Source organism: Arthrobacter sp. K4-10C, from assembly GCF_059090085.1.
Genome location: NZ_JBNHFI010000009.1, coordinates 72,524 through 88,580 on the forward strand (window position 1 = coordinate 72,524; position 16,057 = coordinate 88,580).

The following is a 16,057-nucleotide window of genomic DNA, read 5'->3' on the forward strand; positions in this document are numbered from 1 at the left end:
AGGGCGGCATTTGGTGATTCGAGACAAGCTTACGCCCGATGCAGGAAGCCTCGGCGCGGGGGTTAGAGCCCGGCGGCGATCGCGTCGCCGATCGCGCTGGTGCTGCGGACGCCGCCGTCCCGCTTCTCGACGTCGGCTACCACCGCTGCCTCGATCCTGCGGGCCGCGGCGGTGTAGCCGAGGTGGTCAAGCAGGAGCGCGGCGGAGAGGATGGCGGCCGTCGGATCTGCTTTGCCCTGCCCGGCGATGTCCGGGGCTGAGCCGTGGACCGGTTCAAACATGGACGGCGCGGTGCGGTCCATGTTGATGTTGCCGGATGCGGCCAGGCCGATGCCTCCGGTGACGGCGGCGGCCAGGTCGGTGAGGATGTCACCGAAAAGGTTGTCGGTGACGATTACGTCGAAGCGGGACGGATTCGTGACCATGAAGATGGTTGCGGCGTCCACGTGCAGGTAGTCGTGGGTGACCTCCGGGAATTCCTTGGCCACCGCCTCGACCGTGCGCTTCCACAGATGCCCGGCGTAGACCAGGACGTTGTGCTTGTGGACCAGGGTGACGTGCTTGCGTTCCCGGGCGCTGGCGCGGCGGAAGGCGTCCCTGACCACTCGCTCCACGCCGTGCGCGGTGTTCAGGGATACCTCGGTGGCCACCTCGTGGGGGGTGCCGGCGCGCAGGCTGCCGCCGTTTCCCACGTACGGGCCTTCGGTTCCTTCGCGGACCACGATGAAGTCGATGGTTCCCGGGTTGGCCAGCGGGCTGCCCACAGTTCCGTACAGCCGCGACGGCCGCAGGTTGACGAAGTGGTCCAGGCTGAAGCGGAGCTTCAGGAGCATCTCGCGCTCGATAATGCCTGAGGGGATGCGGGTATCGCCGGGTGCGGCACCCACCGCACCAAAGAGGATGGCATCCCTGGTCCGCAGGTCGGCGAGGACCTCGTCCGGCAGGGTCTCCCCCGTGGCCAGCCAGTGCTCCGCGCCGAGCTTGTAGTGGGTCTGGTTGAGCTCCACACCCTCCGCCGCGACAGCCTTTTCCAGGACTTTGACTGCCTCGGCGATGACCTCGGGGCCAATGCCGTCACCGGGTATAACTGCCAGATCGATGGAGGATGCGCTCATAGTTTCAGGGTAGCCAAGTCATCCATATGCTGGTCAAGCCGTCTCACTATGCGGGCGAGGCGACGACGACCACATTGGTTCCCCAGAGATCATCCGTGTAGCAGGAAACCAGCACCAGCCTGTTCGGCGCCACCGCCCAGATGGGGCTGTCCTTCAGGCCGGATTTCACGTAGGTGGTGACGGACTCCACCCGGTATGTCAGTTCACCAGCTGAGGTTTCCACTGTCAGCAGGTCACCGGCAGCGGCGTTGGTGCTGAGGCGGTTGAACGGTGCCTCCTGGTCCTGCCAGCTGTGGCCCACGATGTACGTGGTGTTGGTGGAACCGGCTCCAGGTACGCCATAGGGTGTGAGCCAGTACCCGTCCATCGTCGCCGGCGGAACGATGGTCTGGCGTTCCCGGTCCTCCGCAGTGGGGTCCAGGGGATGGACCACCACATCGATGCCGGCCGCGGGATACACGAGGTGCTGCGGCGGCGCTGCCGGCGGTCCGGCGGGGGTTTGGATGTGCGACGGCGGCACGGCGGAGGGTTCGGCGGCATTCGTGCCTGACCATGCCGGCGGCGACGGGGTGGCGGAAGCCGACGGCGGGCTGCCGCCTGGATGGGGGGCACGTCCGCCCGGTCCTGCCAGGGACGGCAGCAATAGCACCATGATGCATGCCAGGCCAGCCAGCAGGCCGGCGGCGGTGAGGAGCCGCACGCGTGACAGGTGGTCCGCCAGACCGCTTGGCCGGGCGGAGGTGTCCTCGTCAGGTTCTCTTGAGGAAAGTCCGTTCATCTGGATACCTCTCGGGAGCAGGGCGCCGTGCCAATGTCCCGCACGGCGCCTCGCCCGTTCCTAGGCCGGCTGCCGCGGGAACGGCAGCCGGTGCCCTACTTGAGGTGCTTGCCCAGGGCTGCACCGCCTGACGACTGCCGGGCTGCGATGGCAGCGCCGGCGAGCAGCACAGCTGCAACACCGCCGAGCCAGGGAGCAAGTCCCGGGTCCTGGTTGTCAGCCACGGCCGTCTGCACGTTGAAGCCCTGGTTGTTCGCCGCAACTGCGCCGGCGCCGCCGGGAACAGCACCGGCAGGCTTGGGGCCGGGCACCACGGCGCCCGCGGGCGGTGCCGGAGGAACGACCGCCGGAGGCACGACCGCCGGAGGCTGAACCGGCGGGACTACCGGCGGCGTCTTCACCGGAACGCAGCCGTTGTTGTAGGTCGCCTGGCCTTCAGCTGTCCAGTTCTGGCCGGCAGGAATCACCTTCCCGCTGTTCGGCGGAATGATGTCTTCGCTGTGCTGGTGGTGGGCCCCTGCATGTCCGCTAAGTCCCTGCAGTGCAATGGTGATGACCACGTAGGGGTTGCTGTCCGAACCAGTGGCATGGCAGATGGTGATCTTCTTGTCGTTGTCCTTGTCCTTGTCCTTGTCCTTGTCCTTGTCTTTGTCCTGCGGTGGATGGTGCGGATTTCCGCCCGGCTTGGCACAGCCTGCGTTCCACCAGTCCACCTTGTCCAGGTTTTGGCCACCGGGAAGGACCTTCCCGTTGTTGGCGGGAATGATGTCCTCTTCGTGCTGGTGCCCAACGTGGCCGTTAAGCCCGTTGAGGTTGATGGTCACCGGCACGTACGGGTTGGTCGCCGATCCCGTGGCGTGGCAGATGGTGATCTTTTCACCTCCACCGGGCGGGTCATCCGTAGCGAATGCGGGGCCCGAAGCACCCAGGAGCGCGAGGCTTGTAACCCCAAGTGCGGCAAGGATCCGTTTCATTTTTCCGTCTCCGTCCTTCGTCTGCTTCAAACTGACGAAAAACGTCCAGGAAAACGGCGCCCCGGGTGACGACATTAAAAAGGCAAACAGACGGCATCGGGGCGACGGTTCTCCCAGATGCGAATCATCAGTTTGCTAACAGCAACAGGCTATGTTGAGTACCCCGGTGAATCTCCAGTAGCCAGTACTCATATTGGGAAGCGGCACACTACGTGCTTTTGGCGCGCCTGGCCCGGGCAGGCAGGGCCCGGGCCAGCACTTTATGCCTCCGCCGGCTCCTCGTACTTCGGAAAGACTGGAGCGGGTGCCGGAAGGGCGGTGCCGGCGGCAATGGGAGTGGCGATGGCGGAGAACTGCCGTGCTTCGCCGTCGGGCTGGCCCAGGCTCTCCAGCAGCTTCCCCGTGGCGGCGGGCATCACCGGCTGGGCCAGGATGGCCACGATCCGCAGCACCTCAAGCGTCACGTACAACACGGTGTTCATGCGTTCGACGTCGGTCTTCCGCAGGACCCACGGTGCCTGGTCGGCGAAGTAGGCGTTGGTGTCACCCAGCACGGCCCAGATGGCTTCGAGGGCACGGCTGAATTCCTGCTTCCCGAACGCGGCACGGGCAGCTTCCAGGAGTCCCCCGGCCTGCTCGAGGAGGGCCGTATCGGTGGCAGTGAACTCCCCCGGCCGGGGAACGGCGCCGCCGCAGTTCTTGGCAACCATGGACAGGGACCGCTGGGCCAGGTTTCCGAAGTTGTTGGCGAGGTCCGAATTCATCCTGCCCACGATGGCTTCATGGTTGTAGCTTCCGTCGGCGCCGAAGGGGACCTCGCGGAGGAAGAAGAACCGCACCTGGTCCAGGCCGTACTGCGCCACGAAGTCCGACGGAGCCACCACGTTGCCCAGCGATTTGGACATCTTGACGCCGTTGTTGTGCAGGAATCCGTGGATCATCACCCGTTTGGGCAGCTCCAGCCCGGCACTCATCAGGAACGCGGGCCAGTAGATGGCGTGGAACCGGGAAATGTCCTTGCCGATGATGTGGACATCGGCAGGCCAGTACTTCCGGAACCTTTCGGAATCAACGTCGGGGTAGCCCACGCCGGTGAGGTAGTTGGTCAGGGCGTCCACCCAGACGTACATGACGTGCTTGTCGTTGCCCGGGACCGGCACGCCCCAGTCGAACGTGGTGCGGCTGATGGACAGGTCCTCCAGCCCGCGGCGGACAAAACTGATGACCTCGTTGAACCGCGACTGCGGGGCCCCGAACTCCGGCTGCGCCTCATAGAGCGCCAGCAGCTTGTCCTGGTAGGCGGACAGCCTGAAGAAGTAGCTCTCCTCAGCCGTCCACGTCACCTCGGTGTCCGTTTCCTTCGAGTAGCGCACGCCGTCGTCCTTGACCACGGTTTCGTCTTCGCCGTAGAACGCCTCGTCACGGACGGAATACCAGCCCTCGTACTTGGACAGGTAGATGTCGCCATTGGCTTCCATCTTTTTCCAAATCGCCTGCGATGCCGCATAGTGGTCGGCGTCCGTAGTGCGGATGAAGCGGTCGTACGTGATGCCCAGGGCGGCGTGTGCCGCCTTGTAGACCTCTGCATTCCGGTCCACCAGCTCCTTGGGCGTGATGCCTTCCTTCTCGGCCGTCTGGGCGATCTTCATTCCGTGCTCGTCAGTGCCGGTCAGGAACATCACGTCATAGCCGTCCAACCGCTTGAAGCGCGCCATGGCGTCCGTGGCAATGTACTCGTAGGCGTGGCCGATGTGCGGCACCCCGTTGGGGTAGGTGATGGCCGTGGTGATGTAGAACGGCGTTTTCTCTGAAGCAGTCACGTGCGGACAGTTACCTTCGGTGCGGAGGGACGGGCTAGATCAGTTCAGTCAGGGTATCGCTGAGCCGGACCAGTTCGTGGTCGTGTGAGGCAACCAGCACGGCAATGCCATCGGACGTGGTGTCTTTCAGGATGCTGATAATGCGGTTGGCGGACGCGCGGTCCAGGCTGGCTGTGGGCTCATCCACGACCAGGACCCTGGTGCCCAGGATCAGCGCGCGGGCAATGGCCACCCGCTGGCGCTCACCGCCGGACAGCTGCGCCGGACGGTGCCGCATGCGGCGGCCAAGGCCAACCAGGTCCAGGAGGTCCTTGGCCATGTCCCGGCGCTGGTCAACTTCGCCGTCGGGAACTGCGGGCAGGAGGACATTCTCAAGGGCGCTCATGCCGTCGATCAGGGCGCCACCCTGGTCGACGTAGCCGATGAGGGCACGACGGCGGTCGGCAATTTCGTCGTCTCCCATGCTCTCAAGGGAATCGCCTTCCCAGAAGACGCGGCCCGACGTCGGCAGCGTAAGTCCCGCGCCCACGGTGAGGATGCTTGTCTTGCCGGAGCCGCTTCGGCCGGCGACGCAGTGCATCTCGCCCGCGTGCAGCGTCAGGTCGAAGCCCTCCACCACGCTGACCGGCTCAGCACCGCCCTTGCCGCCGCCGTAGCGGATGGTGATGTCGCTCAGTTCCAGCGGGGTGGCGTGGTCAGCCGCCTTGACGATGGTATTGGCGCGGGTCTGCAGGGGAACCTCGCCGGAGCCGCTCCTGCGGCTCCGCTGGACATTGGTCGGGTTTGTCATTGGACCACTTTCGTTGCAATCGGTATCCAGCAAAGTACAGCCACAAGGCCGGCGACGCCCGCCCACAATGCGGCATAAGGAGCCAGCAGGAGGCCGATGCCCAGGGCGCCCAGCACGCCCAGCGGCAGGGCCACGGTTCCCACGAGCGCGTTTTCGAACAGGCGTACCTGGCGGAGCATATCCGGGTTCCACCCCATTGCCTCAAGGATGCTGAGGTACTGCCGCTTGGCGTTCAGCTCGAACCTGCCCGTCACGAGGGTCAGCACCAGGCCAACCAGCACGCCAGCCAGCGCCAGGAGGATGCTCGGCAGGGCCACGCTGGCAGCGGCAAGCCCGCTCAGGGCGCTCGCTCCGGCCGCCCGCGGGATGTCGATCAGCAACGCGATCAACCCGCCTACCGCGGCGCCGAAGACGCCCACGGCCACAGCCAGGGCCAGGGTGTTGAACTTGTTGGTGCCCAGCTGGCGGTTGGCGAACGTCAAAGGCGAGTCCACCGGAATGAGCCGCTCGTCGTGCTGCGGCTCCTGGTCGATCACGTCGCGGTGGCGGAGCTGCTGCGCGGCGAACAACGCGGCGCCGACGTACAGCACCAGGACGGCAGCGCATACCAGGGCAGTGGCCAGGCTCCAGCTGACCAGGCTCAGGACGAGGCCGGCAACAGCCAGCAGCACCGCGCCGACGCCGAATTCCTCCAGCACCCAGCTCCGGATCCGCCGCTGCGTCCATCCCATGGCCCGGAGGGTGCCGGCCTCGCTGCGCCGCTTGCGGATGTAGCTCACGGTTGATGCCCCCGTCAGCAGCGCAGCACCGCACAGGGTCAGGAAGAGCAGGGTGACGTTGGTTCCGGACAGCGAGCCCGTCACGGCTTCGGCTGCGTTCTGCCGCACCCAGGACTGCTGGACCGTGCCCAGCGCGGACTCCTTGCCGGCGTCGTCCTTGGAATAGCCGGGGACGAAGATGCTGGCGTCCTCACGCGCGGAGCCGGCGACGACGGTGGCTTCCAGGCCCATGGCCCGGATTTCGCCGGCGAGCTTCTCAACCTCCGGCTGGGCTTCCTTCCAGCTTCCCGGCGCCTTGGCGCGGACGCGGACGGCGTCGATGACGGCTGCGTTGTCGGTGTAGCCGCGGGCAGCGGCGAGCCCGTAGTAGTCGGTAATGGCACCTGCGGACTGGCTGGCGAGGCCGGTCGCACTCAGGGACGGCTCAAGCTGCGTGGCCGGCACATCCTTGCCTTCGGCGTCCTTGACCAGGGTGAACGGAGTGGGGTCGTAACCGCCAAGGGGCAGCTTGTTGACGTCGCCAGCGGCCTCGGCCACGGCGGCGGGATCGAAGGTTCCGTAGACCATGGCCAGCGGGGCTGCTGCCTTTTGCTCCCCCGTGGCCAGGTTCTCGCGGTAGGAGCGCTCGTCCACGGGTTCGCGCTGGGTCTGGTCCACCGGCGTGCCGTTGGCGCTCTTCTCCGGCAGGCGATTAACGGTGACCCACTCCCCGGGAACGGCCGACTTCTCCACAGCGCCGTTGGCCGCAGCCTCGCCGTCGCTGTACTTCGGGGCCGCGGCAAAGTCCGTGCTCCAGGTGGCAGGGGTGTAAAGGCCCTGGTTGAAGTTGCCGGTGGCGCCAAGGAGGGATGAATGGTCGGTGGAACCGGGCCATGACAGCACGAACGGATCCTTGGAAACGAACGGCAGGTAATCCTTGTCCAGCGACCGGGAGACGGTGCCGACGTCCTTGACCACTTTGCCGGCGTCGTCAATCTCTTCGATCTTCACGTTGTACTTCAGGTCCAGCGAGGTGCCCGAGCGCACGATCAGCGGGATCGCCTGGGAGTCAGCGGTGAGCTGGCCGTTGCGCTTTGCCTGCTGGTACTGCGTCATCAGGGGGGCCCAGTACTTGAGCTTGACGCCCAGGAAGTCCGGTCCTTCTTCCAGCTGGTCAAGGCCGATACCGTTGGTGAACAGGCCTTCGAAGTAGCGGCCGATGGCTCCGGCGTTACGGGCGTCGGCGGGCGGCGCCTTTTCGAGCGGGGCCAGGAAGTCGCCGGCGGAACCCAGCAGCGCACGTTCCGCCGCCGGATCCACGGCCACCACTGATTCCGTGACCTCGGGGGCGAGGGGCAGGGACACGGACAGGTTGAACAGGTTGTGCTCGGACCCGCCGGCAGGGGCGGGGAACTTGATGCCTGTTTCGCCTTCGGGTGCTGCGATCCGGATGCTGCTGCCGCCGGCGGCCAGTTCTTCCACAAGTTTCGCCTTGCCCAGCGTTCCCTCGGCTGTGGACTTGAACAATGTCTGTTCGGAGACGCCGTCGGAGCTAACCGCGCTGGCCGTGAGGCGGTACTTCCTGGTTCCGTCGCTGAGCACCGATTCGGCGGCGGGCCACTTGTCCGGGGCCGTGGCACCCGCCGCCTGGTCTGCGGTGGCGGTGCCGGCGAGCCCGGCGTTGTAGCCGAGGTAATCCATGGCGTCCAGGCGCGGGGCTTCCAGGTTCTGCGTCACGCGGGAGACCAGGCTGATGGGTGCGGCCACAGAGGTGCCGGACAGCTTCTTGATCGACTCCAACTGCTCGAAGCTGATGCCACCGGTACCGTTGGCGATTTCGGGCTGCAGCAGCGCTCCCGCGGGCGCCTTGGCCTGGACCAGGACGTCGTAGAGGCCCCGTGAATTTTCATCCACGGTCCGGTTGAGTGCAGCCTGCGACTGGCTTTGGACGAGGACCGACAAGCACATAGCTGCGATCAGAATGGCAGCGGTCAACAGCAGCACCCTGCTTCTGATGAACCTCTGGACGGCGTTCATGGAACTCCCTGAAACCTGGATTGCGTGCGCACATTCGTGCCCGCCCGCGGCGGACATGGACGACTACGGACGGATGTGCAAAAGATATTGGCCGGCCTGCCGGCCCGGTCCTGAACCAGGACCAAGCCATTGTAAGCAGACCGGCCAATCTTATGTGGCCCCGCCAGGACACGCCGGGCGGCGGCCGTCGGTACGGCGTTTCCCAGTCTTTGGGGTTCGCTAGTCCTCCAGGTCCACTTCCCGGACCATCTCGGCGCCGATGCCGGCCTTGATGGCGTCAAGGACCTGCTGCGGCACTGAGCTGTCAACGGTGAGCAGCGCAAGGACCTGGCCGCCCTGGTCGTGGCGGGCAACCTGCATGCCGGCGATGTTGATGTTGTTCATGCCCAGGATGTGGCCAATGGTCCCGATGACGCCGGGCCGGTCGGTGTAGCCCACCACCACGACGTGCTCGCTGATGGGGATTTCAACCTCGAAGCCGTTGATGCCCACGAGCTTTTGGATTTGCTTGGGCCCGGTCAGGGTGCCGGCCACGGAAATCTGGCTGCCGTCGCTGAGGGCGCCGCGCAGTGTCAGGACGTTGCGGTAGGACTCGGTTTCCGGAGTGGTGATCAGGCGGACGTTGATGCCGCGCTGCTCGGCGATGACCGGGGCGTTGACGTAGGACACCTGCTCGGTCACGACGTCGGCGAAGATGCCCTTTAGGGCTGCCAACTCCAGGACCTTGACGTCGAGCGATGAGATCTCGCCCGCAACCTCCACGTCGAACTGGGTCAGGGAATCGTGGGTCAGGGCGGTGAAGATACGGCCCAGCTTCTCGATCAGCGGGATGCCCGGGCGCACATCGGGGGCGATGACGCCGCCAGCCACGTTCACGGCGTCCGGAACCAGTTCCCCGGCCAGGGCCAGGCGCACTGACTTTGCTACGGAGACGCCCGCCTTTTCCTGGGCTTCGTCGGTGGAGGCACCCAGGTGCGGGGTGACCACAACGTTGTCCAGCTTGAAGAACGGAAGGTCGGTGCTCGGCTCCTTGGCGAACACGTCAACGCCGGCGCCGGCGATTTCGCCGTCCTGCAAGGCAGTGAAGAGTGCTTCCTCGTCCACCAGGCCGCCGCGTGCCACGTTGACCACGTAGGCGGTGTTCTTCATCTTCTTGAAGGCATCCGCGCCGAGCATGCCCACCGTCTCCGGGGTCTTGGGCATGTGGATGGTGATGAAGTCGGACTGGGCCAGGAGCTCATCCAGGGTGACCAGCTGGACGCCGAGCTGCGCGGCGCGGGCAGAGGTGATGTAGGGGTCGTACGCGAGGATCTTGGTGTCGAAACCCTTGAGGCGGGCGGCAACCAGGGCACCGATCCGGCCGAGGCCGATGATGCCGATCTTCTTTTCGAACAGTTCGATGCCCGTGTACTTGGAGCGCTTCCATTCGCCGTCCTTGAGGGCGGCGCTGGCCTGCGGAATGTGGCGGGCCAGGCTCAGGATGTGGCCTACGGTGAGTTCAGCAGCGGACACGATGTTGGAGGTAGGGGCATTGACCACCATGACGCCGGCCTGGGTGGCGGCCTTGATGTCAACGTTGTCCAGCCCCACGCCGGCCCGGGCGATGACCTTCAGGTTCTTTGCAGCGGCAATGGCCTCAGCGTCGACCTGGGTCGCGGAGCGGACCAGGATGGCGTCAACGTCACTGATCGCCGAGAGCAGCTGGGAACGGTCGGCGCCGTCGGTCTGGCGGATTTCGAAGTCCGGGCCAAGGGCCTCGACGGTGGCGGGGGAAAGTTCTTCGGCGAGCAGTACTACGGGTTTTGACACGGCTGATCCTCTGCGTTGCAGTCCTGGGGATGGAACAAGTCTAGGCCGACGGAAAGGCCGGGCTCACATTGTTAAGTGTGAACCCGGCCTCAACGTAGCCCTTGATAAGGGTTAAGTCACCGGCAGCCTTAGCGGGCTGCGGAGCCTTCCACGTAGTCCACGTCCTGCTGCTGCCAGGAGAACAGGGAGCGCAGTTCGCGGCCAACAGCCTCGATGGGGTGCTGCTCGGCCTTGGCGCGCAGCTCCTTGAACTCGATGCCGCCGTTGTCCTGGTCCTCGATGAAACGCTTGGCGAAGGCGCCGGACTGGATGTCGGCCAGGACGGCCTTCATGTTTTCCTTCACCTCCGGGGTGATGACGCGCGGGCCGGAGACGTAGTCGCCGTACTCTGCGGTATCGGAGACGCTCCAGCGCTGCTTGGCGATGCCGCCTTCCCACATGAGGTCAACGATGAGCTTGAGCTCGTGGAGCACCTCGAAGTAGGCAATCTGCGGCTGGTAGCCGGCTTCGGTCAGGGTTTCGAAGCCGTACTGGATCAGCTGGGACACGCCGCCGCACAGGACGGACTGCTCGCCGAAGAGGTCCGTTTCGGTCTCCTCGGTGAAGGTGGTCTTGATAACGCCGGCGCGGGTGCCGCCGATGGCCTTGGCGTAGGATTTGGCCAGCTCCCAGGCGGAACCGGAGGCGTCCTGCTCGACGGCGATGATGTCCGGGATGCCACGGCCGGCTTCGAATTCGCGGCGCACGGTGTGGCCGGGCGCCTTCGGGGCAACCAGGATGACGTCAACGCCCTCCGGTGCCTGGATGTAACCGAAGCGGATGTTGAACCCGTGGGCGAAAGCCAGGGCCTTGCCCGGGGCCAGCTTGTCCTTGATGGACTCGTTGTAGATCGAGCGCTGGTGCTGGTCCGGCGCCAGGATCATGATGACGTCGGCCCACTCGGCGGCGTCGGCGACATTCTTCACGGTGAAGCCTGCGTCCTCGGCCTTGGCCCTGGACTTGGAACCCTCCTGCAGGGCGATGACAACCTCGACGCCGGAATCGCGCAGGTTGAGGGCGTGGGCGTGGCCCTGCGAGCCGTAGCCAACGATGGCTACCTTGCGGCCCTGGATGATCGACAGGTCGGCGTCGTCGTCGTAGAACATTTCAGTCACTTGCGTAACTCCTCTTGAGTGTTTTTGGTAGATAGGTGGTGTGGTGCTTGCGGTTCCGGGCGGAGCGCATGCCTGGGCAGGTGCCTAGGCGGAACGCAGCGCCCGGTCACTCATGGAGCGGGATCCCCGTCCAACGGCCAGGGTGCCGGACTGCACGATTTCGCGGATACCGAAGGGCTCCAGCACGGAAAGCAGTGCCGTGAGCTTTTCGGGGTGGCCGGTCGCCTCAATGACGACGGAGTCGGTGGACACGTCCACCACTGAGGCGCGGAACAGGTCTGCGGCCTGGGTCACTTGCAGACGTGTTGCGGCATCCGCACGTACTTTAACCAGGATGTGGTCGCGCTGTACGGAAGATTCGGAGGTCAGCTCAACGATCTTGATGACGTTGATCAGCTTGTTGAGCTGCTTGGTGACCTGTTCGATCAGGTCGCCGTCGGCGTCGACGACCACCGTCATGCGGGAGATGCCCGGCACTTCGGTGGGGCCGACGGCCAGGGAATTGATGTTGAAGGCACGGCGGGCAAAGAGGCTCGCGACGCGGGTCAGGACGCCGGGCTTGTCTTCGACAAGGACGGACAGGGTGTGGCGGCTCATGGTCAGTCCTCTTCTTCCCATTCGGGGGTCATGTTGCGGGCAACCTGGATCTGGTCATTGCTCACGCCGGCGGGCACCATCGGCCACACCATTGAGTTGGGGCTGACCACGAAATCGATGACCACGGGGCGGTCGTTGATCTCCAGGGCCTTCTGGATGGTGGCGTCGATGTCCTCGTCGCGTTCGCAGCGGAAAGAGGCGCAGCCGTAGGCCTCGCCCAGCTTGACGAAGTCGGGGATGCGGACGGTGTCATGTCCGGTGTTGAGGTCGGTGTTGGAATAGCGGCCTTCGTAGAAGAGGGTCTGCCACTGGCGCACCATCCCCAGCGAGGAGTTGTTGATGACGGCAACCTTGATGGGGATGTTATTGATGGCGCAGGTGGCCAGTTCCTGGTTGGTCATCTGGAAGCAGCCGTCGCCGTCGATGGCCCAGACCACCCGGTCCGGCTCCCCCACCTTGGCGCCCATGGCCGCCGGAACGGCATAGCCCATGGTTCCGGCACCGCCCGAATTAAGCCAGGCGTGCGGACGCTCGTACTTAATGAACTGCGCAGCCCACATTTGGTGCTGGCCCACGCCGGCCACGTATACGCCTTCGGGGCCGGTGAGGGCGCCAATGCGCTCGATGACCTTTTGGGGAGCGGTCAGGCCGTCTTCGGGTTCGGTCCAGCCAAGCGGATAGGTTTCCTTGAGGTTGTTCAGGAATGCCCACCAGGTGGTCAGGTCCGGCGCGCCGGTCGCGTCGAACTGCCCCCGCACCGCGTCCGTCAGCTCCGGAATGATTTCCTTGACCGATCCCACGATGGGGACATCGGCTGTACGGTTCTTGGAAATTTCCGCGGGGTCGATGTCGGCGTGGATGACCTTGGCCATCGGCGCGAACGTCTTGAGCACTCCGGTGACGCGGTCGTCGAACCTTGCCCCCAGGGTGATCAGGAGGTCGGCCTGCTGCAGGGCGGTGACGGCGGAAACACTGCCGTGCATGCCTGGCATGCCCACGTGCTGGGGGTGAGAGTCGGGGAAGACACCCTTGGCCATCAGCGTGGTCACCACGGGTGCACCGGTGGCCTCTGCGAGGGCCAGCAGTTCGGCGCTGGCGTGCGCCTTGACCACGCCGCCGCCCACGTACAGGACGGGTTTTGTGGAAGCGGCGATGAGCTTTGCGGCCTCGCGCACCTGCTTGTTGTGGCCCCGGGTAACAGGGCGGTAGCCGGGCAGGTCAACCTTGGGCGGCCAGGAGAAGGTCATCTGGCCCACCTGCGCGTCCTTGGCAACGTCCACCAGCACCGGGCCGGGACGGCCGGTGGATGCGAGGTGGAATGCCTCGGCCATGACGTGCGGGATGTCGTTGGGGTCGGTAACCAGGAAGGAGTGCTTGGTGATGGGCATGGTGATGCCCACGATGTCGGCTTCCTGGAAAGCGTCGGTGCCAATCACGCCGCTGGACACCTGGCCGGTGATGGCCACCAGCGGCACGGAGTCCATATGGGCGTCCATGATCGCGGTAACGAGGTTGGTGGCACCCGGACCCGAGGTGGCGATGCAGACGCCAACCCGTCCGGTGACCATGGCGTAGCCTTGCGCGGCGTGGCCGGCTCCCTGTTCGTGACGGACCAGCACGTGATTCATGGTGGAGGCCATCAAGGGGTCGTAGGTGGGCAGGATCGCTCCACCAGGCAAACCGAAAATATCGTCGACGCCGAGTTCTTCGAGCGAGCGGACAATAGCTTGCGAGCCGGTCATGACCGTTGGGGGTACAACGTTGTTCGGCCCAATGACAGGAGAGGCGGCAGCAAGGTCGGCGACGGCGGCGGCATGGTCAGCCGTCCGGTCGGCGCGTTCCGGAGCCTTGGTGGCTCCAGTGGACTTGGTAGCCAACAGCGAGGGGCTGATCGGCGATCCTTTGCTCATCGGACTCTTCCTTGGGGATCATCTGTGGTTCATGGAAACTGCGGGAAATAAAAAAACCCCTCAGCCTGGCGGCTCTTCGAGGGGTTTGCGCGTGACGGTTCGTTACCAGACGAGGCTATAGTGCCACGCGCTTGGTAAGGACGACGACTGCATCTGCAGCGGCGCAGCTGGTAACGAAAGTCATGCGTTCAGTTTTCCCTCTGGTGGGATGGGTGTCAACGCGCCACTACCCGATCTCACCATGTGGACGTCATTGTCCACGTGCTGATCCTACCCCGAACCTCCGGGCGAGCGCCGTCCGCCCCGGGCCCCGGGATCAGCCCTTATTAAGCCCTGTCGCCTCCGGCGGTCGCGTCCACCGCCGGAGGCTTGAGGTACTTGGGTATTATCCGCAGTATGCGCCTGTGCTGGCGCTGTGCACCAGCTTGGCGTACTTGGCCAGGACACCCTTGGTGTACCTCGCCGGCAGCGGCTCCCAGCCCGCCTTGCGGGCTTCGAGCTCGGCTTCGTCAACCAGCAGGTCGAAGCTGCGGGCAGCGATATCCACCCGGATCCGGTCGCCGTCCTTGACGAAGGCGATGGGGCCGCCGTCGACTGCTTCCGGCGCTACGTGCCCGATGCACAGGCCCGTGGTGCCGCCGGAGAACCGGCCGTCGGTAAGGAGCAGGACGTCCTTGCCCAGTCCGGCGCCCTTGATGGCGCCGGTGATGGCGAGCATTTCGCGCATGCCGGGGCCGCCCTTGGGCCCTTCGTAACGGATGACCACCACGTCGCCCTTCTGGATCTGGCCGTTGTCCAGCGCATCCAGGGCACCCTGTTCGCGTTCGAACACGCGGGCAGTGCCTTCGAAGACGTCGGCGTCGAAGCCGGCGCTCTTAACGACGGCCCCTTCCGGAGCCAGTGAGCCGTGCAGGATGGTGATCCCGCCCGTCTTGTGGATCGGGTTGTCCAGTGCGCGCAGGATCTTGCCGTCCACGTCCGGCGGGTTGATGGCATCGAGGTTCTCGGCCACCGTCTTGCCCGTCACGGTGAGGCAGTCGCCGTGCAGCAGGCCGGCGTCGAGCAGTGCCTTCATGATCACGGGGACGCCGCCGATCTTGTCGACGTCGGTCATCACGTAGCGGCCGAACGGCTTCAGGTCACCGAGGTGCGGGATCTTGTCGCCGATGCGGTTGAAGTCGTCCAGTGTCAGTTCCACCTCCGCCTCGCGGGCGATGGCCAGCAGGTGCAGGACGGCGTTGGTGGATCCGCCGAAGGCCATGGTGACGGCGATGGCGTTTTCGAAGGCCTTCTTGGTCATGATGTCGCGGGCAGTGATGCCCTGGCGCAGCAGGTTGACCACCGCTTCGCCGGACTTGCGCGCGAATTCGTCACGACGCCGGTCTGCCGAGGGAGGTGCGGCCGATCCGGGCAGGGACATGCCGAGGGCCTCGCCGATGCAGGCCATGGTGTTGGCTGTGTACATGCCGCCGCAGGCGCCTTCACCCGGGCAGATGGCCTTTTCGATGCGGGTCAGGTCTTCCATGCTCATCTTGCCGGCGGCGCAGGCGCCCACCGCCTCGAAGGCGTCGATGAGGGTGACTTCCTTCTCGGAGCCGTCCTCCAGCTTGACCCAGCCGGGCATGATGGAGCCTGCGTAGAGAAAGACGCTGGAGAGGTTCAGGCGGGCGGCAGCCATCAGCATGCCGGGAAGGGACTTGTCACAGCCGGCCAGCAGCACGGAACCGTCGATGCGTTCAGCCTGCATGACTGTCTCAACGGAGTCGGCGATGACTTCCCGGGAAACCAGGGAGAAGTGCATGCCTTCGTGACCCATGGAAATGCCGTCGGAGACCGAGATGGTCCCGAACTGCATGGGGAATCCACCGCCGGCATGGACGCCTTCCTTGGCGCCCTGCGCCAGCCGGTTCAGGGAGAGGTTGCAGGGAGTGATTTCATTCCATGAGCTCGCGACACCAACCTGGGGCTTCGCGAAGTCGTCGTCCCCCATGCCGACCGCCCGGAACATGCCACGTGCCGGTGCAGCGTGGATTCCGTCGGTTACGACCCGGCTCCGGGGTTTGATATCAGGCTTATTCTCGGTTGCGATCTGGGTGGTGTCACTCATAGGTGAAAGTCTATGGCTCTGATCGGGGTCGGAAGGACCGTAGGGACCCCTATGGGCCCAAAATAGGGAATATTTCCTCCAGATAGTGGACTGTCGGCCCATATGCCGAGACCACGTGTTCTGTGCGATGCCCGGCCGCATTGCCGTCTACCACTTTCCCGGCCTTTACCGCTGCAGCTTTCAGACAACTGAAAATCTGGACAGCATT

At 65.1% G+C, this 16,057-nt stretch carries 11 protein-coding genes; all 11 read right to left on the reverse strand.

Translation table 11 applies throughout. The features are described 5' to 3' along the window. Nucleotides 1-62 precede the first annotated feature (62 nt). The 11 genes from AC5RUU_RS13770 to ilvD all read right to left on the reverse strand — a co-directional run bounded on the left by AC5RUU_RS13770 (nt 63) and on the right by ilvD (nt 15,849). On the reverse strand, nt 63-1,115 hold the full coding sequence (locus tag AC5RUU_RS13770) for a 3-isopropylmalate dehydrogenase (protein WP_493975765.1): 1,053 nt from the start codon (nt 1,113-1,115) through the stop codon (nt 63-65). Between the two features lie 46 nt (nt 1,116-1,161). Further along, on the reverse strand, nt 1,162-1,893 hold the full coding sequence (locus AC5RUU_RS13775; RefSeq protein ID WP_493975766.1) for a class F sortase: 732 nt from the start codon (nt 1,891-1,893) through the stop codon (nt 1,162-1,164). A gap of 95 nt (nt 1,894-1,988) precedes the next feature. After that, complete coding sequence (locus AC5RUU_RS13780; RefSeq protein WP_493975767.1) at nt 1,989-2,867, reverse strand: hypothetical protein; 879 nt, start codon at nt 2,865-2,867, stop codon at nt 1,989-1,991. A 260-nt stretch (nt 2,868-3,127) separates the two neighbouring features. Continuing rightward, nucleotides 3,128-4,687, reverse strand: coding sequence for a methionine--tRNA ligase (gene metG / locus AC5RUU_RS13785; RefSeq protein ID WP_493975768.1), 1,560 nt, complete (start codon nt 4,685-4,687; stop codon nt 3,128-3,130). Between the two features lie 34 nt (nt 4,688-4,721). After that, nucleotides 4,722-5,477 (reverse strand): ABC transporter ATP-binding protein, encoded by a 756-nt coding sequence (locus tag AC5RUU_RS13790; protein WP_493975769.1) that lies wholly within the window; start codon nt 5,475-5,477, stop codon nt 4,722-4,724. Continuing rightward, complete coding sequence (locus AC5RUU_RS13795) at nt 5,474-8,272, reverse strand: ABC transporter permease (RefSeq protein WP_493975770.1); 2,799 nt, start codon at nt 8,270-8,272, stop codon at nt 5,474-5,476. Before AC5RUU_RS13795 ends, AC5RUU_RS13790 begins: the two co-directional genes overlap by 4 nt. 219 nt (nt 8,273-8,491) lie before the next feature. Next, a complete protein-coding gene (serA, locus tag AC5RUU_RS13800; RefSeq protein ID WP_493975771.1) occupies nt 8,492-10,081 on the reverse strand; it encodes a phosphoglycerate dehydrogenase in 1,590 nt (529 codons plus the stop codon). A gap of 128 nt (nt 10,082-10,209) precedes the next feature. Next, a complete protein-coding gene (gene ilvC, locus AC5RUU_RS13805; protein ID WP_493975772.1) occupies nt 10,210-11,235 on the reverse strand; it encodes a ketol-acid reductoisomerase in 1,026 nt (341 codons plus the stop codon). A gap of 84 nt (nt 11,236-11,319) precedes the next feature. Next, the gene (gene ilvN, locus AC5RUU_RS13810) at nt 11,320-11,832 is read right to left on the reverse strand and encodes an acetolactate synthase small subunit (protein ID WP_050054685.1); all 513 of its coding nucleotides are present in this window, start codon (nt 11,830-11,832) and stop codon (nt 11,320-11,322) included. 2 nt (nt 11,833-11,834) lie between these two features. After that, complete coding sequence (locus tag AC5RUU_RS13815; RefSeq protein WP_493975773.1) at nt 11,835-13,742, reverse strand: acetolactate synthase large subunit; 1,908 nt, start codon at nt 13,740-13,742, stop codon at nt 11,835-11,837. A gap of 385 nt (nt 13,743-14,127) precedes the next feature. Then, entirely contained in the window at nt 14,128-15,849 is a 1,722-nt protein-coding gene (gene ilvD / locus AC5RUU_RS13820; protein ID WP_493975774.1) for a dihydroxy-acid dehydratase, read from the reverse strand. Nucleotides 15,850-16,057 lie beyond the last annotated feature (208 nt).

What these genes read in the sequence shown, in the direction of transcription:
- AC5RUU_RS13770 (WP_493975765.1), bottom strand. Translation starts at nt 1,115, where the DNA reads ATGAGCGCATCCTCCATCGATCTGGCAGTTATACCCGGTGACGGCATT.
- AC5RUU_RS13775 (WP_493975766.1), bottom strand. Translation starts at nt 1,893, where the DNA reads ATGAACGGACTTTCCTCAAGAGAACCTGACGAGGACACCTCCGCCCGG.
- AC5RUU_RS13780 (WP_493975767.1), bottom strand. Translation starts at nt 2,867, where the DNA reads ATGAAACGGATCCTTGCCGCACTTGGGGTTACAAGCCTCGCGCTCCTG.
- AC5RUU_RS13790 (WP_493975769.1), bottom strand. Translation starts at nt 5,477, where the DNA reads ATGACAAACCCGACCAATGTCCAGCGGAGCCGCAGGAGCGGCTCCGGC.
- AC5RUU_RS13795 (WP_493975770.1), bottom strand. Translation starts at nt 8,272, where the DNA reads ATGAACGCCGTCCAGAGGTTCATCAGAAGCAGGGTGCTGCTGTTGACC.
- ilvN (WP_050054685.1), bottom strand. Translation starts at nt 11,832, where the DNA reads ATGAGCCGCCACACCCTGTCCGTCCTTGTCGAAGACAAGCCCGGCGTC.
- AC5RUU_RS13815 (WP_493975773.1), bottom strand. Translation starts at nt 13,742, where the DNA reads ATGAGCAAAGGATCGCCGATCAGCCCCTCGCTGTTGGCTACCAAGTCC.
- ilvD (WP_493975774.1), bottom strand. Translation starts at nt 15,849, where the DNA reads ATGAGTGACACCACCCAGATCGCAACCGAGAATAAGCCTGATATCAAA.